This window comes from Legionella maioricensis (genome assembly GCF_023618015.1).
GTDB classification, from domain to species: Bacteria; Pseudomonadota; Gammaproteobacteria; order Legionellales; family Legionellaceae; genus Legionella; species Legionella maioricensis.
Genome location: NZ_JAJKBJ010000002.1, coordinates 70,957 through 93,834 on the forward strand (window position 1 = coordinate 70,957; position 22,878 = coordinate 93,834).

The following is a 22,878-nucleotide window of genomic DNA, read 5'->3' on the forward strand; positions in this document are numbered from 1 at the left end:
ACTGCTTAGACTAAACCGTTAATACCTTGATTTTTCCACAAAGTGCAAGACCTTGGCAATTAAATCTGAAAATATTATTTGAATTGATATTCTAGCGTGGCCGATTCGTCATGATTATGGTCATTTGGGGTGCGTAACTGACTTAAATAGAACATCCAACCATACATGTCCCGACTATAATTTAATGGTGGTTTTTGCTCTAACTTTATCCCTTTTAGACCAGACTGAGCTTGAATCGATTGAATTAATTGATTTACTTTTCCATTCGCCTCACCTAATAAAGCAAGCTTTAAATGCTCCATTTTGTCTTGCATACCTAAGGAGAATTGCGCCAACTCTTTAGTTAACGTCACATAATAATTTGAATTGATACTTACAGAACCGCCCACCCACCAGGAATAACTGTAATAACCGGCAAATAATGGGTTAATTAAACTGACTAGAAAAGGACACCAATGGTTACCTAACCAGCTATTATCAGGAAACTCCGTCATTGCTTTAATTAAATTCCCTCCGGTTTTATTTAACCATTCACAAATCACTGCTAGCCCTCTTTGCATCATCTCGGTAAAATCTTCTTTGGCCGCATTAATTTCATTATGTTGAATGGCCACTTTTTTTTGGATCGCTAGTGCATTGGTATAGCTAGCGGATAAAAAATCACTTAACTCTTCATCGGGTTCGGGACCGGTTTCATAAGACGCAATTAGCTCCTCTATCTCAGGCAAATAAGTTTCATAGGGCTGAATTTGTACATGTTGATGTTGCAGAATGGCATCATAAATGGCTTCCATCCCATAACAGGTTCTATACGCATTTAAAGCGTGGGCGAATTGTTTCATAAAAACAAGGGTGTCTTCTTTGAGTCCTTCGGTATGAGGAAAGATAAAAAAATCTGCTTCGAGTTTTAAACCCAATCCACTACTCAATATGGTATCGGTGAGTCCCTGCAAAGAGCTAAAATCAATGGCTAATAATTGGGCATTCACGGCAGCTTCGACGGGATGCCCCGCAATGAGGGTCATGACTTCTAGCAGTCTTGACTCATTTTGCTTCGTAAAAAAATAATCAACTACTTTTGGGCGCATTACTGCTTTCGCAGCACGATATTGTTCCAAACGCAGATTAATTGGTTTTACTACCGCATTAATTTCCTGTCTTAATTCGGCTACACTTTTTAATTGAACTTTTTGCATCACTATCTCCTTATACATCCATCACGCCCTTTATTTCTATAGAGCAACCACTATGGTGTCAAGTAATGAAGCATCTTCTTCAATCGATTTATATTTTTTCGCCATCCCCTCTAAAGCATTATATAATCAACACAAACATCCTAAGTGAAAAACGCATGAAAAAACGCATTTTAATCATTAATACTGGCGGCACGATTAGCAGTGTCAAAACCAATAGGGGCTATGAACCCGCCCCAGGCTATGTCCAATCAGCCCTGGCACAAATTCCGGCATTAAAACATCCGGACATGCCAGAGTATGTAATCAAAGAATATAAACCGCTGCTTGATTCTTCGAATATGACCGTTAATGAGTGGAATAGAATCGCCCATGACATTGCCCATGAATACGCGCATTTTGATGGCTTTGTGGTCTTTCATGGTACGGATACAATGGCCTACACAGCGTCAGCCTTGTCGTTTATGCTGGAACATTTAAGTAAACCAGTCATTGTCACAGGGTCTCAAATTCCTTTATCAGAGGTGCGCAATGATGCTATTGATAATGTCATTACCTCTCTATGGCTTTGTGCTCATCAACCCATTAATGAAGTCTGTATCTACTTTAATCAACATTTATTACGCGGTAACCGAACTCAAAAAATAAGCGCTCAACAATTTAATGCCTTTGATTCGCCCAATTACCCCCATCTGGCTTCCATTGGCATCACTATAGAACTTCATCAGCACCTATTATTAAAACCATCAGAACAAGCCTTTCATTTACAGACCATCACCCCACAATTCATTGCTAACTTCAGATTATTTCCTGGTTTTGCTTCAGAAGTGCTTTCTTATATTTTAAACCAACCATTAAGAGGATTAATTCTTGAAACTTATGGGGCTGGGAACGCGCAAAATAATGACCCGCGTTTTTTAAAATTACTTAAAGATGCCTGTGACCGGGGAGTAATCATCGTGAACTGCACCCAATGCCAACAAGGCCGGGTAGAAATGAGTCAATACGCTACGGGGCATACGTTAAAACAAGCCGGCCTCATTAGTGGTCATGATATTACCCCCGAAGCAGCTCATTGTAAGCTTTTGTATTTATTAAGTAAAAATCTGGATATCGTCCAGATCAAAAAACTAATGGAAACCAATTTGTGTGGGGAGCTGCATCATTAAATTTTGTTTTGGCCGTGCAAAACAAAGCCTCTATGATGATTCATCCTGGGCCGGAAGAATTTTCATAGGCATCACGGCTAGGGGGCACTGCCATTAAGTTAATAAAAACGACGAAAAAATTCCTTAATTTAATGGCAGCGGCTATGGAAGGATATGAGACCTATTATAGAGATGATTCTTTTGGCCTCGGACTCTTCACGAGAATCATCTCCAAACTCCATTTACATTTCAGTAACTACAGTAGTGCTCTCCCCCACCTGTTCCTCCACAACCTGCTCAGGAACTACTACCGCCTCACACTCACTCATCTTTTCAATCTTATTTTCTGCTAAACTAAATTGCTGGCCAAAACGACCTTCACTCGGATTAAATAACTTGGTAGGTACTTTAACTGAGAAGAATCCACCAACCGATAAAAATGGGAGCCCGAAGGATGAAGTGTTTTTGGGCGTAATAATGTGGTTGTTATCCGCTGAAAGATCTTTTAAGGCAGACATTGCCCTTTCTCTCCTATCTGAAAGCCCAAACTCTGGTTTTATTCTTTCACTTAAAGATTGAATCCTTTCAAAAACGGCATCCTCTTTCTTTTTTCTAACTTTCAGATCGCTTGATTCAGGTTGAAAAACTTCTTGGCCTAAATAAAAAAGAGCATGATAATAAATAACATTCTCAGGAGTTTGACTGTAAGGATAATTAATTAATCTTAATTTGACCGGGGCTTGCTTGCCTTGTATCTGACTCTCCGCTTTATTATCAATTTTTTCTGGTTTTTCTTGTTTATTAAAAGCATCTATTTGGGCATAGAAAGCATTAGTATGGAAAATGAGGTTACTCATCATAATCAAGGTATCTCCGGAGTCACGCGGTTTACCATGTTCTTCTTGTGCATCTTGAATAAGAACTCGCGACGCCTCTATTAATCTACCGATTGCTTTTGAGTCTGTTTCATCATCCCCCGTAGCTTTAAACTCAACTATTATTTTCTTCTCTAATTCATCGAGAATACTTTTTTTCTGTAGTGATAATAATTGTTCATAAATCAAAGGCAGTGTAGCCTGATAGCCTAGTGTCGCTTCTGCTTTATTTAATTGCTCTTTAATTAATTGTTTTAAAACCATTAGAAAAATTGTCATTGCTCTACTCCTTTATCTGCAATTTTTTTATCATATCAGTATTTACATCATTCATAACATTGGGGCAGACTGTTTAAATTGCACACCTGTTATGTAATTTAATTAGGAAATCACAAAACTCATGAATTTACAAATTATTATTTTAGCTGCCGGACAAGGTAAACGAATGTATTCCCATACCCCTAAAGTGCTTCATCCTTTGGCTGGCAAGCCCATGCTTACACGGGTAGTGGAAACCGCGCAGCAATTAAATCCTGATGCAATACATATTATTTACGGACATGGCGGGGAGCAAATTAAAAACACCCTCTCTGATTTGCCCGTTCACTGGGTGCATCAGGCCGAACAACTTGGTACCGGTCATGCCGTCATGCAAGCCTTATCTCATCTGCCAGCTCAAGCACAAGTCCTGGTCTTATCGGCCGACGTGCCCCTCATTCAAGCCAAAACCCTCCAGGCTTTAATTGAACGCAGTAAAGCAACATCTGACCATCAATCCGTTTTAGCACTCCTGGTTGCGCACCTGGAAAACCCTAAGGGTCTTGGACGTATTCTTAGAAACAACCACGGTGAGATTTGTTCCATTGTAGAAGAAAAAGATGCAAATGAGCAAGAAAAGAATATAAAAGAAATTTACTCAGGAATTTGCTGTGTCAAGGCAGCTGACTTAGAGCTTTGGCTGCCTCAATTAAGCAACAAAAATGCCCAGGGCGAATATTATTTAACCGAAATAATCGCTTTAGCCGTAAAAAATCATACCCCTATCACCTCTTTGGCTGTGGAAGATCCCTGGGAGGTACAAGGGGTAAATAACCGTTTGCAATTACAACAATTAGAACGGATATGGCAACACAGAAAAGCTGAGAGCTTGCTTGAAAACGGAGTCATGCTTGCCGATGCCCAACGCTTTGATCTGCGCGGTGAATTAGTTTGTGGTAAAGACGTATTCATTGATATCAATTGTGTCTTTACTGGCAAGGTAACTCTTGGTGATGGCTGTATTATTGGTCCCAATTGCAGTTTAACTAATGTCACCTTAGGGACTGGTTGTGAAATTTATGCTAATAGTGTGCTGGAAGGTTGTCACATCGCCGATAATTGCCATATCGGCCCTTTTGCCCGTTTACGAGCAGGGACCCAATTGGCCGCAAACTGTAAAATAGGGAATTTTGTGGAAACTAAAAAAGCCGTGTTTGGTGAAGACAGTAAAGCCAGTCATCTTAGCTATTTAGGGGATGTTCATTTGGGTAAAAAAGTGAATGTAGGTGCCGGTACTATTACGTGCAATTATGATGGGGTCAATAAACACCAAACCATTATCGAAGACGGTGTTTTTATAGGTTCAGACACTCAGTTAGTTGCTCCGGTTACCGTAGGTGCCAACGCGACCATAGGTGCAGGCAGTACCATACGCAAGAACGTTCCGGCTGATGAACTGACCCTCACCGAGTCAAAACAAAAAACCGTAATGGGATGGAAAAGACCGGTAAAAAAAGAAGCCGGGCAATAACATAGATGGGTTAATTTTTAAATGTAGCCTGGGTGAAAGCACTAGCTGTAACCTGGGCTCTGGTACACTGCCCTTGACTTAAGACACGCCATCCAGAACGAAGCGCAGGATCTCCAAAATGACGGAATACGGCTTAAATCAAGGGATAAAATATTAAACTTTTATTTGCAAAACCCTGATATTATTTTCCTGCAAATACTTACAAAGCCATAGAATTAGAGGAAGAGAAATCAGCGTCATCAACAGTTTATATTGCCAAACATTGGCGACTAAATTAATGATTTGATCATAGGGATAAATACCGCCAAACAATAAACTATAGTCTACCAGACATAATAAAGAGCTCGCGCAAATATTGGCTATAAGAATACGTAGGGAACGATGCAATTTACACTTCGAATGCTTTAAATAATGCAACAACATGGCATTACTGATAAAGGTGACAAATAAAGAAAGTGAAGCGGCTGGAAGTCGTCTGGGCACAATATAATTATAAAAAGGATTTAAATTAAAAAACGGTGGCGAAGGAAAAGCAACGATGCCCATCAAAAAGGCATCAAAAATAAATTGCGCACCAATTAATACCAAAGCCAATTTCAAATTCGCGTGATACCCCCATAACTCGCCAATCAGGCTGCTAATAATCATGGTGAAAGGAAAAAAAATACAACTGGCGGCTAATATGCCGTCTTTACTAAATGCCACGATACGATATTCACACGCTATACATATCAACATTACTGCCACAGCAAAACAAATAAGATAATGATAGAGAGGGAAAACATCATCACCGGGATTAAGTTTTAATGCTACCTGTTTATGCTGTTTGTTACTCAGCAAGAACGACAAATAACTCAAACCGATAATAAGCAACACCAAGGAGGCAACCATTAATGAGTCGAAAAAAATTTGTTTAAAACTATGAGCATGGGGATCTGAAAACAAAAGAAAAAAATCTATAGCAAAAAAACTTAATCCGCCCAGTAAAGCCAAAAGCATGCATTGTTTTGGGGATGACAATACCCTATTTGATTTGGTACAAAACAATAAATGCGGCAAATAAAAACTTAACATAAAAGAGATAGTAGTTGCGAAAAACTTCTTGGGAATGTCTTCAAAAATGATCTGATAAACCGGATTATCAAGCATGTATTCTGCTGCTGGTAAATTAACCAGAACATACACACCAATACAGAAGGTATATAAGGTCATTAAGGAAACATTCAGTACATGTCTTTGTTCTTTAAAAGTACATTTCCTCAGGGTCAATAAATACAGTCCTGCAATTAAGGGGCAGAGCAAACTACTGACGGCAAATATTAATCCTCGCAGAATAATAATTTTAAACGATACATTAATTAATAAAATAAGACAGGTAATCATACTCACGGTAGCAAATAAAAAGCGAGATGATTGTTGCAACGACAAGGATTGATTCATGTTAAACAAGTTTCCATAGTATAACAATTGATTTGAATTAAAGAACGGCATTGACGGTATGGTCCTTTTAAATACTATGGATGAGCTATCCAAGTACTTAAATAGGCTAGCAACGGCGAAAATATTTTTTCGATGATTGCTTCTTATTGGGCTAATTCGGGCGTAAATATAACACTATAAACCTTCTTAAGGCAAGTCGACACAAAACTGGCATTAAAATATTTTGGGGTGGGTATTCATGCAATCTATACTGCCTTGCTAAATGAAATACAGCAAGGCAACCGCACTTAATAGGCTGTTGCCTTGCTGTTTCTTCTAGTAATAAGCACCATTAACTCTCTCTTCCTCGGGCACAGGCACAATATCACTTTGAGTAGAGGCGGAGGGTCGTTTTCTTAGCGTAAACAACATTTCCGGGCTGGTAACATTGCTAGGTTTTTTTAACTCTCTACTGCTGACTGTTTCGGGTTGTAAAACGGTGCGTCGCTCGGACATTAATTGTTCCGCACTGATAACTGATGTTTCTACCTTTAAAGAGACACCTCGCTCGGATATTAACTCTTCAGCATTGATAACTGGCGTTTCAATTGTTAAAGAGGAACGCCGCTGGGGTATTAATTCTTGGGCATTGGTAATCTGGGCTACAACTGTTGAAGAGTCACGTCGCTCAGATATTAGGTCTTGAGGCGGAATTAGAGGAGAGGATTCAAGTTGTTCCGGAAGGGGTTCGACCTTTTTTTCCCCAAGTAAAGGCACTTGCGATTTTTCTACCAACTTCACTTCCAATGGCATATTATGTCGTTGACACCATGCCTTTATCGCATCAGCTAAATCCCAAAAGTCCTCTTTTTTACTTAGCTTTAATGCGGTCAGCGTTACCGATCTAGGTATTCCCCATTTATAGTTAAGTGCTTTTGCGGTAAATCGGGGAGTCCATGTGGCGGTTAAAAGTGCCGTCTTGCCTATTGTTTCTCCTTTAGATTTAGAAAGGGCATGTCTGACTATTGCTATTATTGCGGTTGCAGTAGGTGTTACATTGACTTTACCCACAGAACCAATAATCTCTACTGTAGAAATTGTTCCATCACGCAGAGCCAGCCAGTGGTCTGCAACAACCCTGTCGTTAATAAAGCTGGTAGCATCCCGAAACATTGGCGGTAATACCCAAGGCTTAGCGGCATCGATTGAGCGTTTAAAAAATCCTGGCGGGGTCAGTGCCTGTTCGCTTTCTAAATCACTTCTTAAAACTTTTGTAGCAAACTTCAAACCGGTAGAAAGAGGGATGAGTGGTTTTGCCCCCTCCTCCAGTTTAAAGTCCTTAGGTATTCTAACCTTCAAGCCATCAAATATTACATCCGCGATAAAACGACTTATCCGCTCATAAATATTCAAAGGATCCATATATTTTGGTAAGAGAGTGTGGCCTCCGTTTGATGTTACAATTTCTTTAATTTGCTCCTCACTGAGATGTAATTTAGTCCTATCCTTATTTTTAATGGTGCTTATTTTTTCTTCAAATAAATTGAAATCAATAATTTTTGCTTCTTCATATTCCCCATCAGGCTGAATATAATACAGTTCCCGAGTATCATTCTTTTTAATAAAGATATAGCTGTTTTTGTATTGTGCAAGATTTTTGGGTAATTCGGACATCAAATGGAGATCACACCCTGGTAAGACCAATGGCAAGGTCATATGTGCGGCCACATTGACATGCAACAAAAGTAATAAGTGACGCATCACCCGATAATATAAAAAAGGAGGCATCCCGATAGTCGCGTCGAGAAAGGCATCCATGATCATGGTTGTGGCTTCATAACCTAAGCCCAATGCCAATACCGATTCCTGCATCATTGCTTTATGTCGCTCACAACGCTCCGGCGTGGTCAAGCGAGTAATGTAACGACCGATAAAATAAACACTTAATACGCGTGAAACCGGTGGTCCAAGATAAGGTACATAACTTATTCCGGCGGTTAATAAATCATTTCCCAATAAGACGAGAGGTTCTCTTCCCCAACCTTTGACCTCGCGTTTCACCGTACATTTTAATTCCGTGCACAAGGAGGGTGGACGGGTGATTTTATTGGAATTAAAGGCAGGAGGCCCTAGTGAATCTAAAAGCAGGATACGAACAGAGGCCTGCGCACCTTGTCGCCAGGTAAATGCTACCACTGTGTAATTGACTAAGGTCAATCCGGTTAAAAAGACGGAATAGGGACTTAACCCGGTCATCTCGTCTTGATCCTCCTGAAAATAACCCTGAACCTGGTTATTTATCGCATTAAGGCTCACCAGCGGCAAAACATCATAGACGAGCACATGAGCCATGCCGCGTACAATTTTCCGGGCTTCAGGATTTTTAACCAGCGTAGGAACCGCTTTACGCAAAGCCAGGCCTTGCTCGAGGAGTTGAAATGCCGTATTGGCAGTATAAGTGAATACCCCTACAATCGCATTATTCCAAATCCATTTGGCGCCGGCAGTTAATTTAGCCGTAACTCCATTTTCTGCAGCTTCAACGTCACCGTTCAATGTATCTTCCGTTTTACTTTCGTCTGATGTAAACCAGCCCATAGTGCTCTCCTTGCAACAACAGAATTTCATTTTATGAGTAAAAAAAAAGAAATACCAGCCTTTTAATTAAGCTTTTTGTGTTCCAAACTGAAAAAAACCTTTCTCTTGGAAAGATATGTACGATAGTCGGAGCAGGTCAGGTGAAAAAATAAAGGATTTTCCATAAAACGTAGCAATCAATGCAGTATCACAAATTTTTATCTTTAAACTCACACAAGTCCAAGATCAAGCAGGTACGGCAGTGAGGGTTGCGCGCGGTACAAACGTAACGCCCATGGAGAATTAACCAATGATGAGCATCATGCAAAAACTCGGGTTCAATATTTTTTAACAATCCTGATTCAACTGCTAAAGGCGTTTTACCTTTAGCCAAGCCAGTTCTATTAGCTACTCTGAATATATGAGTATCGACCGCCATGGTTGGTTGGCCAAAGGCTGTATTGAGCACAACATTGGCAGTTTTGCGCCCTACCCCAGGCAACGCTTCCAAGGCTTCTCGGTTATCAGGTACTTGGCCGTTATGTTGCGCCATCAGCATTTCACATGTCTTAATGACATTCTGCGCCTTACTATTATATAAACCAATAGACTTAATGTACTCTTTTAAGTGTTCCAATCCTAAATCAATAATGGCTTGCGGTGTATTGGCTACTGGAAATAACTTGGCCGTGGCCTTATTCACACTGACATCAGTTGCCTGGGCCGATAGCATCACTGCAATTAATAATTCGAAAGGCGAATGATAATTCAACTCCGTTGTTGGGCGTGGATTTTGCTCACGAAAACGGGTAAAAATTTCACGTCGGTTTTGTTTGTTCATAAGATTTTTTTGGCTTTTACTCGGGCCAAAGCCTGTTGAATATAATCTTGCTTGGCTTGGGTATCTTGGACATGATCGGCTGATTTCAACGCCAATTGACGCTTTTCGCGATAGTTTTGTTGCTTTTCGTGTTCATCTCGTAAAGACCGGGTCTGTTTTGCATTAAAACGGGAACGGGCCAAATCAGGATTATATGCTGAAGCAGGTAAAGTAACCATTTCAATACAATCAACGGGACAGGGCTCGACACATAAACCGCAGCCAGTACATTCATGAGCAATGACTGCATGCATTAGCTTTCCGCTACCAATAATTGCATCCACAGGGCAGGCCTTAATGCATTTAGTACATCCAATGCATTCGGCTTCACGTATAGTGGCTACTGAAGGAGGACGGGTCTTTTCCATGGCTTCTGCTAAATAGGGAGTCGCATCCCTATGCAATAAGGTCGCTAAAGCGTTCACTGTAGCAACACCTCCCGGAGGGCATTTATTGATAGGGGCAGTCCCTTGTGCCAAGGCCTCGGCGTAGGGCAAACATCCTGAATAACCGCACTCGCCGCACTGTGTTTGCGGCAAAAGTGCATCTAATTCCTTAACTGACGCCATTACTTCACCTTCATGCCTGGCAGTGCTCCTGCATCAGGTTGTAATAAATAAATCCCTTTTCCATCACCAGCAGCCAACACCATACCTTCGGAAACCCCAAAGCGCATGGTACGTGGAGCCAGATTAGCCACCATAACCGTAAGTCTACCAATCAAATCTTCCGGAGCATACGCACTCTTAATTCCAGCAAATACCTGTTTTTGACTATCACCCAAATCAAGGGTCAAGCGCAATAACTTATCAGCACCTTCCACAGGCTCTGCGTTAGCTATTTTTGCGATACGTAAATCAACTTTTGCAAAATCATCAATACTGACGGTGTGTTGATCAAGAGCGGTCTTATTTTCTACAGGAGCAACAGTCATTAAGGATTCCTTGGTTTGCGCAAACATGGCCTCTATCTTTTCTTTTTCCACTCGAACCATTAAAGGCTGAAACACATGAATATTATGATTTAATAAAGGAGCATCAATAGAGTGCCACATTAAGGACTCACAATTTAAAAATTGTTCCGCGGCTTTAGCCATCAGGGGTAACACTGGTTTTAAATAAGTGATTAAAATGCGGAACAAGTTAATTCCCATGGTACAAATCGCATGCACTTCAGGCAAACGATCTGCTTCCTTAGCTAATACCCAAGGCTTGTTGGCATCGATGTATTGATTGACCTGATCAGCACAATCCATAATCTGACGAATAGCGCGCGCATAGTCACGGGCTACAAAAGCGTCAATGATGCTCTCACGGACACTGATTAAATCAGCGTACAATTTGGGCTCGCTTAAGGTACTACTTAAACGATTATCAAAGCGTTTATTAATAAATCCGGCACATCGGCTGGCGATGTTGACGACTTTACCCACCAGATCTGCATTGACTCTATTGGTAAAATCATCGAAGTTTAAATCCAGGTCGTCCACACGCCCATTTAACTTGGCAGCGAAATAATAGCGCAGGTATTCAGGATGTAAATGAGCCAGATAAGTACGCGCTTCCAGAAACGTCCCGCGTGATTTAGACATTTTTTGCCCATCAACGGTTAAAAAACCATGGGTATATACGGCCGTTGGCATTCTATGGCCACTGGCAGCAAGCATTGCTGGCCAAAATAAAGCATGAAAATAAACAATATCCTTGCCTACAAAATGATATAGTTCGGTCTTAGAATCTTTATTCCAATACTCTGCAAAAGAAACACCATGCTCGTCGCAATATTTTTTAAAGCTGGCCATGTAACCTATAGGCGCATCCAGCCATACATAAAAATACTTATCCGTTGTACCTGGTATCAGGAAGCCAAAGTAAGGCGCATCGCGAGAAATATCCCATTGCTTCAGTCCAGCCTCAAACCATTCGCTTAATTTATTCGCAACTTCACTTTGTAAATGACCATTGCTAGTCCATTCTTTCAATAACTCTTCATAGCGGGGCAAATCAAAGAAATAGTGTTCTGAATCTTTTTCTATGGGTTTGGCACCTGAAATAGCAGATACCGCGTCAATAAGATCAGTCGGCGAGTAGGTCGCGCCACAAACCTCACAATTATCGCCATATTGATCCTGGGCTGCACATTTAGGACAGGTTCCTTTAACGTAACGATCGGGCAAAAACATTTGTTTTACGGGATCATAGGCCTGGCGGATGGTTTTTTTAATAATGTCGCCGCCTGCTTGCAGCTGCTCATAGATTGCTGAAGCCAGAACTTGGTTTTCTGGTGAGTGGGTGGTGTGATAGCAGTCATAATTGATGGCAAAAGCCTGAAAATCACGTTCATGGCTTAACTTGATTTCAGCAATTAATGCCTCCGGAGTAATCCCCATTTGTTCTGCTTTAAGCATAATCGGAGTGCCATGCGCATCATCACCGCATACACTGATGCATTGGATGCCCAACATTTTATGGGTACGCACCCAAATGTCCGTTTGAATATGCTCCACCAAATGTCCAAGATGTAAATGGCCATTTGCATAGGGTAGAGCGCTGGTTACCAGCATTTTACGTTCTGTAGCCATAAATATAGAATACTCACAAGGATGAAACGGCTAATTATAACGCAAAGATAAAATAAATGCTTTAATAGTTATCTTCTTTTACTGCCGTCTATGACTTGCAGCCATTATAGAAGAAATGCCGGTAGAGTTTTATTGCCAATAATTTGCTAATATCAAATTAGTTCTCAGTAAAAGTGACCCGGTCATGACTCAAAATCCTCGCCTCATCATAGGCATTAGTGGTTCTTCAGGAATAATCTATGGCATCAGACTTCTCCAGGTCTTGCGGAAATTAGCTATAGAAACTCATTTAGTCGTTAGCAAGGCAGCTCAATTGACACGGACCTATGAAACTCAATTTAGTGCGGCACAACTTAAGGCGCTGGCTGATGTATATCATCCCTGCATGGATATTGCTGCCAGTATTGCCAGCGGTTCTTTTAAAACCATGGGAATGATTATCGCCCCCTGCTCGATGAATACTTTAGGTGAAATAGCTCATGGGATTAGTAGTACCCTTCTGACTCGTGCCGCAGACGTTGTCCTGAAAGAGCGGAGAAAATTAGTGCTTCTCCCTCGAGAAGCGCCATTACATCTGGGGCATCTGAACAACATGGTAGCCCTGACTCAAATGGGAGGCATCATTTACCCTCCTGTACCGGCTTTTTATAATAACCCCCAAAGCATAGAGGATATAGTAGATGATACGGTAGGAAGAGTTCTGGATTTATTCGATCTGGAAAGCGGATTGGTAAAACGGTGGGGAGAGGAATAAAAAACGCGGCCTAAGCCGCGTTTTGAGATATTTGTTTACTAATTAAACTTTAGCGATTGTAGCACCTACTACTACTTCCTCAACTGATGATTCAGCCTCGACTTTACTATCTTTCTTCAATTCTGCACTGCTTTTCAATACAGTTCTATGAACAGGTTGAGCTTCGTCTTTTAATTCAGCTTGTGTGACAGGAATTGGTTTACCTAACTTGCTTAATTCCTTAGCAGATTTGGTAGCAGTAACTTCTTGACCACCAATAGTAGGCTCGTTTGCTGGTTGTTGCGCTCTGCTTCTGCTTGCAAAGAAAGAGCTGATTGCACTGATTGTGTTAGCAATAGCAGCAACAGTATAAACAGCAGCACTGGTAGCAACAGCACCAACAACACCAACAGCAGCGATTTGAGCAACCACGTTAGCACCAACAACGCTAGCAATAGAATAACCAGCAATACTGAAAGTAGTAGCAAAAGCTAAAGCAGCAGGCCATAAGAATACAGTTAAGGCAGCAGCACCAGCCACTAATAAAGAAGCCCAAGCAGCAGTAGCGATTGCTTGTCTGTGGTTGTAAACAAAATTAGCAACACCTCGTGCTACATATTTAATACCATCAAGGATAGAGCTTAACAAACCGGGACGTGTCAATGCGTTACCATCAGCATCAGTTCTAATTTCGCCGGTAGCTTTACGTTTGTAAGAACCTAACAACAGATCAGTGATACCACCTAAAACTGTCGCAGGGAACAGGAAAGCAGCTCTTGCAAATTGTCTAAATGTCATTATTTTACTCCAAGGTTATAAATCGAGGCGGATTGTAGCAACCAATTTGCAAAATGTGAATCAAAAATGCTCAATATGTTGTAACAAAAGTGTAAATTTAACTCATTTATATGTTAAAAAGACAATTATTAACAAGAAGATATTTTTGTTCAAAAAAAAATAAATTTAACTATAATTTATACATTACTAACTATCCGAAACCCATTCTAAAATTAAGCGCCCTTTCAATAAAAAACCACCTTTGACTAAACAAACATCATCCAGAGCGAAGCGAAGAATCTCCAAAATGACCGAAAGTCGCTTAGGGTAATGGCAGTAGACCTGGGATTCTATTAAAAGTAAGAGAAGAAATTTGTCCCTTTATCTTAGAGAAGGAGAAAAGGAATACGGGATACTTTCAACAGGATTATCCGGATCAATGAAATCAGAAGAGCATATTGAGCCCTCTTGTTCTTCTTCGTCACTCGAATTACTGGAATTTATTTCATTATATTCTTCATCATACTCTTCCATATACGAATCAGTGCCGTGTAAGTGAGCTTGAAGATAATGATAGGTTCCACTGGTTAAAGGGTTGGTTTGCGGCTGTTTTTCACCACCATGCAAGGCCCATAGATGCCGTCCTATAGTAGTGAATTGTTTCATTACCAGAACACCGATAGTGATTGCGCCAAAAGCAACCCCGCTCGTAATGGCGGCAAGGGCTAGTAAAGCCAGAGGCAAATGGATGGCAGTCAAAAAACTTAAAGGAGTCACGCCCCCCAATGTTAAAGTAGCAAAAGCCGCTAAAGCAGCAGGGGAGAATAAACAGACGGCGGCAATAAGCAGCCCTATCCCCATTGACGCGCCCAAAAAAATCGCGAAAGGAACTCGATTTCTTTTATACCATTCTTTTATCCAACGCCACATGCCCCACTCCAAATTCAATCGAACTATATTATTTATAAGAATTAAATAGAAACAAATTTCTGATATAAAGTGGGATCGTCTATTTTGGCTCCGGCAAAACCCTGTTTTCGGAAGGTGCAACTATCACACTTACCACAGGCTTCTCCAGCATCATTCGCCTGATAACAAGAAACGGTCAAACCATAATTAACGCCTAACTCAATACCTAACTCAATAGTCTTTACTTTACTTAAGTGTTGTAAGGGAGCATGAATAGTAAACAAATTCCCCTCTACACCGGCTTTAGTTGCTAAATTAGCCAAAGCCTGGAATGCCTGGATAAACTCAGGTCGGCAATCAGGGTAATGAGAATAATCGACAGAACTCACTCCTATAAAGAGATCTCTGGCACCAAGCGATTCGGCCAATCCAAGAGCCATAGACAAAAATATGGTATTCCTGGCCGGTACGTAAGTAACTGGAATGTCTGCACTCTCCTGAAAATCAGGAACGTGCAGCGTTTTATCCGTCAAGGCTGAACCGCCGAACAAGGCAACATCAAGGTTTACTATTCTATGTTCCACCTTCATTTGTTGGGCAATTCGTGTTGCAGCCAATAATTCCGCAGAATGTCTCTGACCGTACGAAAAACTCAGTGCACAGCAGGTATAACCCAATGATTTAGCCAGGGCCAAACATGTAGTCGAATCCAATCCTCCCGAGAGTAACACCACTGCCTTTTTCATTTGATACGCCTCAAAAAAATTGAGCATTGCTTGCTCATAAAAAATCCTGTTAAAATGCCCGGCAATTATGCCACAACTTGGAATGTCATGACGACTAATCTTTATCCAGTAATTCTTGCCGGAGGCTCCGGTACCCGTTTATGGCCTTTATCACGCCAAAACTTTCCTAAACAATTTTTAGCCTTGAATGGTAAACAATCCTTACTTCAACAAACCATGCAAAGAGCAAATAGCTTACAGAGCAATCAAACGCTGATAGTAAGCAATGATGCCCATTATTTTCTTTGCCAGGAACAATTACAAGATTTTAATACCCCAACAACTTACTTATTAGAACCCTGTGCGCGCAATACTGCACCTGCAATTGCCTGCGCCGCCCGTCATTTAGTCCAGACTGCAGGTAGAGATGCAGTAATGCTGGTCTTACCCTCAGATCATTGGATAGCGGATGATAACGCCTGGAAAGAGGCCATGATAACTGGCGGACATTTTGCGTTAGAAAATAAAGCTATCGTTACCTTTGGTATAAAGCCAGACAGTCCAAAAACCGGGTATGGGTATATAGAAGCAGGTACCCCTTTAACTAATAAAGTAAAAGCCGTCTTGAGTTTCAGAGAAAAACCACGTGCAGAAACGGCAGCGGAATTTATAGCCCATGGTAATTATTTCTGGAATAGCGGGATGTTTGTTTGTACCGCCGGAGTATACCTTGATGAACTACAAAAATATGAACCCAACATATACCACTTTAGTGAACAAGCCCTGACTCAGGCCTATCATCATCATGACTTTTTACGCCTTGATTTAGATTGTTTTTCTCAATGTAAAGATGAATCCATTGACTACGCCATCATGGAAAAAACAGATAAAGCGGTGGTCATCCCTGTCTTTATGCAGTGGAGCGATTTAGGTTGTTGGACAGCAGTTGCTGATGCGAATCAACCCGATGAGCATGGCAATACCATCACTGGAAAAGTAATAGCCCAAGACAGCCATAATTGTTTAATTAATAGCGAACATATTTTAGTAACCACCGTAGGCATTCAGGATCAAATAATAGTGGCTACCAGTGATGCGGTGTTAGTCGCCGATAAACGTTATTCACAACAGGTCAAAGAATTAGTCAACTCCTTGCGTAAAGAGCACCATCAGTTAACTCAAGATCACCAACGCGTATCCCGCCCCTGGGGATATTATGAAATTTTAGCTGAGGGTCCAGCATTTAAAGTAAAACGTTTGATGGTTAAGCCCGGAGCTAAATTGTCCCTCCAAATGCACCAACATCGGGCTGAACATTGGGTTGTCGTAGGTGGTGAAGCAGAGGTAGTTAATGATGTCCGGAATTTCCGCTTATCTGTGAACCAGTCCACCTATATTCCGCAAAATACCCTGCATCGTTTAAGTAATCCGGGAGACGAACCGCTTTATGTCATAGAGGTACAAAGTGGTACGTACTTGGGTGAGGATGACATTAAGCGTTTTGATGACATCTACTCAAGAAGCGGCATTGAGCCCGCAGCACTGTAATTGTAAAGAGTTTGTCAGGGGTTTAGCCCCTGACCTGGGAAAAAAATTTATGCTGGAGAATGGCAAGGCATAATGGACATCGCAGCTGTTTTAAGCGCCGAAAATCCATTAACAACGGCATAGCCCATACCTTCCAAAATTGCCAAAAAACCACCTTGTTTGTAGCCATAGATTTTAAAGTAAAGATCAACTTTCTCTCTATCCAGATGCTCATCAAAAAGGGTCATATCCTCTCTGGTTTTTTCCGCCTCGCTAACATACTCATGTTCCACTAAGCTATTTGAAGGTCTTGAAAAAAAGGCTGGTATTATTACTCCCTGTTATTAAATAAGTTCCATGAATCGGCAAATTGGTACATCAATTTAATCCAAACTGCATGAATGCCACGCATCATGGGCCAATAAAGATACTCCACAAATCAAGTCAAATCAGCCTCATTTTATGCAAACTTTAGTATCAATAATGTAAATCTACAAATATCCAGCTTGTTTTCAAAATAAGTATTATGTTATAAAAAAGAACATATTTGTTTTTTTTACTATCATATATAGATAAGACTGGTGAAAAAAAGACCGGAACGTTGTGAAAAAATTGTTTATGAGAACATTTTGCACTGCTGTAGCCGTTCTTTTAACAAACGGCTTTTTTCATAAGTCCTAGGCGAGTCACCAAGAACTCTAAAATACAGAGGTACTGTTATGGCAACAAGCAGCTTAATTGTTCAATCCTACCTTAAAACGTTTACAGATGGTAAGACGAATAAGCTGCGCTATAAGCAAAAAGTTAAAGAACTTCTTAAATACAATAGAGAAAATGAGGGCAACGGCTTTCTTAGCCCACTCAATTATTACCTTTCGATTATAGAAACAATTGATCCCGTTCAGTTCCCCTACATGAATGAGGCACAAAAAGAGGAAGCCTTGCGTAATCTGCGAGTTACTTTTTTGCTTTTATTGACTCAAAAGCAATATGAACTGGAATATCAAAAAACGGAAAATTCAAAAGTCTATACCAGCCAGATCAGCAGATGCCATCAATTAATCGATGCCTTGCAGTATGGAAAGGTATGCAAAGAGAAAAAAATTAAACCCTCTCCAGACCAGGGATATGCTAGTGAAGGAAATCCAGTTAAATACTTAGCCATTTCCTTTGGCCAATGGTTTGCAGAAAAAATGGTTGGCTATATGGATCGCAAAACCAAAACCATAAAAGAGCATATGGGTTCCTTTAATGAAAAACGACTCTATTGGGTTTGGGGCGGCGGATTGATCAAAACCTTTCTGGAATTAATTCCCGCTGATTATTGGAATGTGGAGCAAGGCAGACAAACTGTCAAAATGCCAGATCCCTACACAGGCACACTTAGTTGGTCCTTATATTATTTCCGCTTTGCTCTTAATTTTAGCCTATTACTAAAACACACTATTCAAGGGTCGTGGATGACCAGTGAGGCAGAAAAAAGCACTCCCTGGCAAAAACGTTTTCTTACCCAATGGGATCAAAGAAAATTTACCTTACTCAACGATTTTGTTTGGGCAACAGGAAATGCCCTTTGCTTTTTTTGGCTTTATGGGTCAGGGACATTAGGATCAGCGGGCGATGCCTTAACTTTAGCGCTGTTAGTGTTTGATATCACTTTGGCTGTATGGGAATTTGCCGAAGAACAAACAAAATACAATAAGGAAATGCTGGATTATGAGAATCATATTAAGCGATTGGAACTGCAGCTTGAGGGAACAAAGAAAGACGCTGAAACAGCAGAAGGATATTCTCAAAGAATTAGAGAATATGAGGGCCAATTACAGGCAGTGGAAGTAGCCCAAGCACATAGCCTAGCCGAAGACCCGGACAACAGCGAGGAGCTGCTAGATTACGAGAATCAGATTAAGCGATTAAAACTGCTGCTTGAAGGAACCCAAAAAGCCGCTGAAGCAGAGGAACAATACGCCCGAAGAATTAGAGAATATCAGGCTCAATTAAACGCCTTAAAAAAAGCTCAGAAACAATGTCAAAGGGAATGGGAGCATAAGAAAAGAATTTTAATAGTTAATGTCTCCTATGCTGTGGGTTTAATGCTGGCCTTTTTCTTGTTGACGGCCCCATTCCTTCCGGCATTGGCTGCTGCAGGACCCGCCGGAGCCGTTTTGTGCCTTGCATTGACAGTGATTTGTAATGCTATAAAAGGTGGTATGGAAATTCATAAAACCAGACAGTCAATAAAAGAAACCAAAGAAGAAATAAAAAATAAAATTGATGAGTTTAAGAGGTTAATGAAAGAAAATCCGGACATGGATGATAAGGAAAAGAAATTCCTCTTTCTAGAGATCAAAAAATTAATGGCAGAGTCAAAATACCAACGGCAAACGGTCACTTTGCAAGCAGCACACCTTCTTCGTTCCATAATATTTGAAACGTTCGTGCCTGCTATTATTTTGGTAAACTTGATCTTTTTACCCATGGGGCCAGCATTTTGGGGAGTGATCGCTGCAGTCATTGGGCTGGCGTTTCTCACCAATTTCCTTATTAATCATTTCATTACACCGGAAAAAGAGGCACTAAAACCATTGAATGCGGCGGAATACGCGGCATTTTGTCAAAATCCTGAGCAATGGGTCGAAAAAACGTCGAAATCACAAACCTTTTTTAAATCGAGTGAGAAACCATCCACTGCAAAGGAACCACAACAAGATGAAAGTGAAGAGGATCTTGATCTGTCATTCTTGAATAGTGGGCTAAGTGGACAACTGTAATCATTCTGAATTTGCAGCCTGGGTGAAGACGAAGTCAAAACCCGGGAGCGGTACATTGCCCTCAAGCTAAAGTTTTTACCTTTGTTTGCTAGCGGGAGAAAGTGCCCAGAGGTGGATGAGACTGGCTCATATGTTATCAAGACATGAAAAAGCAGCTAAAGGCTAGCCGCCACAACAACGGGATTTTTCCTGGATTGACGGCTATGGAGACAGCGCTTGCTTTCGCCAGGCTGCATCTAAAAACTTCTTCCCTGACCAAATTGGTTTATCTTAATTTTTCGCTTGCACCGCGTTTAAGATGGAACTGTTGAATTTTCCTGCACTATTCATTGGGAGAATTGCTAAAAAAAGTGTATAATTGGTCTTTTTGTTACATGCAGGACTTACGAAAAAAGCCCAAATCAGAGTAAAAAAATTTTTTTAGTCCAGAGGTCGGTGTTTTCCGTAAGTCCTGACGCACATAAATGGTCAGACATGAATCTTGAAAAATTATATGATGTCATTGTAGTAGGTGGCGGACATGCAGGTACTGAAGCAGCCCTTGCCGCAGCCCGTATGGGAGTGCAAACCTTATTACTCACACATAATATGGACCTCCTTGGTCAAATGTCCTGTAATCCCGCTATTGGCGGTATTGGTAAGGGGCACTTGGTTAAGGAAATTGATGCGCTGGATGGCGCGATGGCTAAAGCAGCTGATCTGGCAGGAATACAGTTTCGTATTCTTAATGCTTCAAAAGGCCCTGCCGTACGCGCAACCCGAGCTCAGGCAGACAGGGTACTCTATCGTCAAGCCATTAGGGAGCAATTACAGGCTCAGGTCAACCTTGATATTTTTCAGCAGGCGGTAGATGACTTATTAATTGAGAACGGACGGGTGGCGGGCGTGGTAACCCAAATGGGCTTTACATTAAGAGCCAGGGCAGTGGTTCTCACAGTCGGTACCTTCCTTGGTGGTAAAATTCATGTAGGTATGAATCAATTTTCCGGAGGACGAGCTGGCGACCCGCCTTCTATTGCTCTTGCAAACAGCTTGCGCGATCTGGAATTACCGGTTGGTCGTTTAAAGACCGGAACCCCTCCACGGATCGACCGACGTAGTCTGGATTTCAGCCAAATGACTGTCCAGCCGGGTGACACGCCCCTACCGGTATTTTCCTATATGGGTACAATTAATGATCACCCCCAACAAGTGCCTTGCCATATTACCCATACTACAGAAGCAACTCATGATATTATTCGTAATAACCTGCATCAATCACCAATGTATGCAGGCGTAATTGAAGGGGTAGGCCCACGTTATTGCCCCTCTATAGAAGATAAGATAGTTCGTTTTGCTGATAAGTTGTCTCATCAAATCTTTGTAGAGCCTGAGGGCTTAACGACAGAAGAGATATACCCTAATGGAATTTCTACAAGCCTGCCCTTTGAAGTACAAGTGCAATTTGTGCGTACTATCAAAGGTTTTGAAAATGCTCATATTACCAGGCCTGGGTATGCCATAGAATATGATTATTTTGACCCGCGAGGCCTTACCTCTTTTTTACAAACCAAAGCCATTCCTAATTTATTTTTTGCCGGACAAATCAATGGCACAACAGGATATGAAGAAGCAGCAGCGCAAGGGATCATTGCTGGGATGAATGCAGCCTTACAAGTACAAGAAAAAGATTTATGGTGTCCTCGTCGCGATGAGGCATACATTGGTGTACTTATTGATGATTTAATTACCTGTGGAACTCAAGAACCTTATAGAATGTTTACTTCTCGCGCTGAATACCGTCTGCTATTACGAGAAGATAACGCCGACCTGCGCTTAACCACTAAAGGACGCGAATTAGGTCTGGTAGGTGATGAGCGATGGCACATGTTTTCAACCAAACGCGAAGCGATAGAAGCAACCCAATCACTTCTCCACAATACCTGGGTGCGCGTCGGTCATAATGAGGCATTCAAAGATATTCTTGCTAATCCAATGTTGCATGATAACCGAGCTTCAGAATTTTTAAAGCGTCCGGAAATTAACTACCAGCATTTATTAATGCTTGATGACTTGAGTTTGCCCCAATTGCCTGTTGATGTGACCGAACAGATAGAAATTCAAAATAAATATGCAGGTTATATAGACCGGCAGCAACAAGACATTGAAAAATTGAGACGATACGAAAATACTCAATTACCCGACAGTCTGGATTACGCTCAGGTAACTGGCTTATCCAGCGAAGTCATCCAAAAATTAACTAAAATAAAGCCGACCACTTTAGCCCAAGCTGGTCGTATTTCAGGAGTAACGCCTGCAGCCTTGTCTTTGCTGTTAGTCCATTTAAAAAAAAGTCGGCTTAACGCATGAATGATGACCTGAACATTAAATTGCTGCTGGAGCAAGGGCTTGGACAATTTGCGTTACAGCCCCTTTGCGAACCGCTATTAAAGTATCTGCTGTTACTTAATAAATGGAATGCAGCTTATAATCTCACCGCAGTTCGCCACCTGGATGCAATGGTCGGCAAACACATACTGGACAGTCTCGCCATGGTGCGATGGCTCAAAGGCACGAGAATTCTGGATGTAGGAACAGGGGCTGGATTGCCAGGAATTCCCTTGGCTATTGCTAAACCAGAAATGCAATTTGTCTTATTAGACAGTAATGGCAAGAAAATTCGCTTTCTTAATGAAGTAAAACGTCAACTTGACTTAAAAAACCTGGAAATTGTACAATTTCGAGTCGAAAACTACCACCCGGCCCAAGGTTTTGATACAGTAATAAGTCGAGCATTTAGCAGTCTTGAACAAATGATTCATTGGACCCAACATCTTATTGCTAAAGATGGAATGTGGTTAGCAATGAAAGGGCGTTATCCTGATACTGAATTGAAGATGATCCATCAACCATATCGAGTCGAGAGTTATACTGTTGAAGGTGTTGAGGGTGAGCGCTGCTGTGTCCTGATCGATAACCCAACTAAGGAATAATT

The 22,878-nt window shown here is 41.2% G+C and carries 18 protein-coding genes; 7 read left to right on the forward strand and 11 right to left on the reverse strand.

The window, feature by feature from the left end:
* Positions 1 to 74: 74 nt before the first annotated feature.
* A complete protein-coding gene (locus LOX96_RS02615; protein ID WP_250420296.1) occupies positions 75 to 1,196 on the reverse strand; it encodes a hypothetical protein in 1,122 nt (373 codons plus the stop codon).
* Between the two features lie 155 nt (positions 1,197 to 1,351).
* Between LOX96_RS02615 and ansA the strand changes: the two genes are divergently transcribed.
* Entirely contained in the window at positions 1,352 to 2,362 is a 1,011-nt protein-coding gene (gene ansA / locus LOX96_RS02620; protein WP_250420299.1) for an asparaginase, read from the forward strand.
* A 221-nt stretch (positions 2,363 to 2,583) separates the two neighbouring features.
* Here ansA and LOX96_RS02625 read toward each other — a convergent pair whose 3' ends face one another.
* Entirely contained in the window at positions 2,584 to 3,495 is a 912-nt protein-coding gene (locus LOX96_RS02625; protein ID WP_250420302.1) for a hypothetical protein, read from the reverse strand.
* A 121-nt stretch (positions 3,496 to 3,616) separates the two neighbouring features.
* On the opposite strand from LOX96_RS02625, the gene glmU reads away from it, so the two are divergent.
* Positions 3,617 to 5,005 carry a bifunctional UDP-N-acetylglucosamine diphosphorylase/glucosamine-1-phosphate N-acetyltransferase GlmU gene (gene glmU / locus LOX96_RS02630; protein ID WP_250420305.1) on the forward strand — a complete coding sequence of 463 codons (1,389 nt, stop codon included), beginning with the start codon at positions 3,617 to 3,619 and terminating at the stop codon, positions 5,003 to 5,005.
* A gap of 153 nt (positions 5,006 to 5,158) precedes the next feature.
* Here the strand turns inward: glmU and LOX96_RS02635 are convergent, their stop codons facing one another.
* The 5 genes from LOX96_RS02635 to metG form a co-directional block, all read right to left on the reverse strand.
* The gene (locus LOX96_RS02635) at positions 5,159 to 6,445 is read right to left on the reverse strand and encodes a VUT family protein (RefSeq protein ID WP_250420308.1); all 1,287 of its coding nucleotides are present in this window, start codon (positions 6,443 to 6,445) and stop codon (positions 5,159 to 5,161) included.
* 315 nt (positions 6,446 to 6,760) lie between these two features.
* A complete protein-coding gene (locus LOX96_RS17530; RefSeq protein WP_284498285.1) occupies positions 6,761 to 9,022 on the reverse strand; it encodes a hypothetical protein in 2,262 nt (753 codons plus the stop codon).
* A gap of 187 nt (positions 9,023 to 9,209) precedes the next feature.
* Positions 9,210 to 9,842, reverse strand: a complete 633-nt coding sequence (nth, locus tag LOX96_RS02645; RefSeq protein ID WP_250420310.1) for an endonuclease III — start codon at positions 9,840 to 9,842, stop codon at positions 9,210 to 9,212.
* Entirely contained in the window at positions 9,839 to 10,450 is a 612-nt protein-coding gene (locus LOX96_RS02650) for an RnfABCDGE type electron transport complex subunit B (protein WP_250420313.1), read from the reverse strand. Before LOX96_RS02650 ends, nth begins: the two co-directional genes overlap by 4 nt.
* Complete coding sequence (gene metG, locus LOX96_RS02655) at positions 10,450 to 12,462, reverse strand: methionine--tRNA ligase (RefSeq protein WP_250420315.1); 2,013 nt, start codon at positions 12,460 to 12,462, stop codon at positions 10,450 to 10,452. The genes LOX96_RS02650 and metG overlap by 1 nt, the downstream gene beginning before the upstream one ends.
* A 184-nt stretch (positions 12,463 to 12,646) precedes the next feature.
* Between metG and LOX96_RS02660 the strand changes: the two genes are divergently transcribed.
* Positions 12,647 to 13,216: a UbiX family flavin prenyltransferase gene (locus LOX96_RS02660; protein ID WP_250420318.1), complete on the forward strand. Its 570-nt coding sequence runs from the start codon at positions 12,647 to 12,649 to the stop codon at positions 13,214 to 13,216.
* Between the two features lie 42 nt (positions 13,217 to 13,258).
* Here LOX96_RS02660 and LOX96_RS02665 read toward each other — a convergent pair whose 3' ends face one another.
* From LOX96_RS02665 to queC, 3 genes are all read right to left on the reverse strand, one after another.
* Complete coding sequence (locus tag LOX96_RS02665; RefSeq protein ID WP_250420321.1) at positions 13,259 to 13,993, reverse strand: hypothetical protein; 735 nt, start codon at positions 13,991 to 13,993, stop codon at positions 13,259 to 13,261.
* Positions 13,994 to 14,353: 360 nt separating this feature from the next.
* A complete protein-coding gene (locus LOX96_RS02670) occupies positions 14,354 to 14,902 on the reverse strand; it encodes a hypothetical protein (RefSeq protein WP_250420323.1) in 549 nt (182 codons plus the stop codon).
* A gap of 41 nt (positions 14,903 to 14,943) precedes the next feature.
* Positions 14,944 to 15,627 (reverse strand): 7-cyano-7-deazaguanine synthase QueC, encoded by a 684-nt coding sequence (gene queC, locus LOX96_RS02675; RefSeq protein ID WP_250420326.1) that lies wholly within the window; start codon positions 15,625 to 15,627, stop codon positions 14,944 to 14,946.
* 87 nt (positions 15,628 to 15,714) lie between these two features.
* Here queC and LOX96_RS02680 point away from each other — a divergent pair, with 87 nt between their 5' ends.
* Positions 15,715 to 17,154: a mannose-1-phosphate guanylyltransferase/mannose-6-phosphate isomerase gene (locus LOX96_RS02680; protein WP_250420328.1), complete on the forward strand. Its 1,440-nt coding sequence runs from the start codon at positions 15,715 to 15,717 to the stop codon at positions 17,152 to 17,154.
* A 47-nt stretch (positions 17,155 to 17,201) separates the two neighbouring features.
* On the opposite strand, the gene LOX96_RS02685 is transcribed toward LOX96_RS02680, so the two are convergent.
* Positions 17,202 to 17,426, reverse strand: a complete 225-nt coding sequence (locus LOX96_RS02685; RefSeq protein WP_250420331.1) for a hypothetical protein — start codon at positions 17,424 to 17,426, stop codon at positions 17,202 to 17,204.
* Positions 17,427 to 17,852: 426 nt separating this feature from the next.
* On the opposite strand from LOX96_RS02685, the gene LOX96_RS02690 reads away from it, so the two are divergent.
* The 3 genes from LOX96_RS02690 (at position 17,853) to rsmG (ending at position 22,876) form a co-directional block, all read left to right on the forward strand.
* Positions 17,853 to 19,904, forward strand: coding sequence for a hypothetical protein (locus tag LOX96_RS02690; RefSeq protein WP_250420334.1), 2,052 nt, complete (start codon positions 17,853 to 17,855; stop codon positions 19,902 to 19,904).
* 474 nt (positions 19,905 to 20,378) lie between these two features.
* Positions 20,379 to 22,253, forward strand: coding sequence for a tRNA uridine-5-carboxymethylaminomethyl(34) synthesis enzyme MnmG (gene mnmG, locus LOX96_RS02695; protein ID WP_250420337.1), 1,875 nt, complete (start codon positions 20,379 to 20,381; stop codon positions 22,251 to 22,253).
* Positions 22,250 to 22,876, forward strand: a complete 627-nt coding sequence (rsmG, locus tag LOX96_RS02700; protein WP_250420340.1) for a 16S rRNA (guanine(527)-N(7))-methyltransferase RsmG — start codon at positions 22,250 to 22,252, stop codon at positions 22,874 to 22,876. The genes mnmG and rsmG overlap by 4 nt, the downstream gene beginning before the upstream one ends.
* The last annotated feature ends 2 nt before the right edge of the window (positions 22,877 to 22,878 follow it).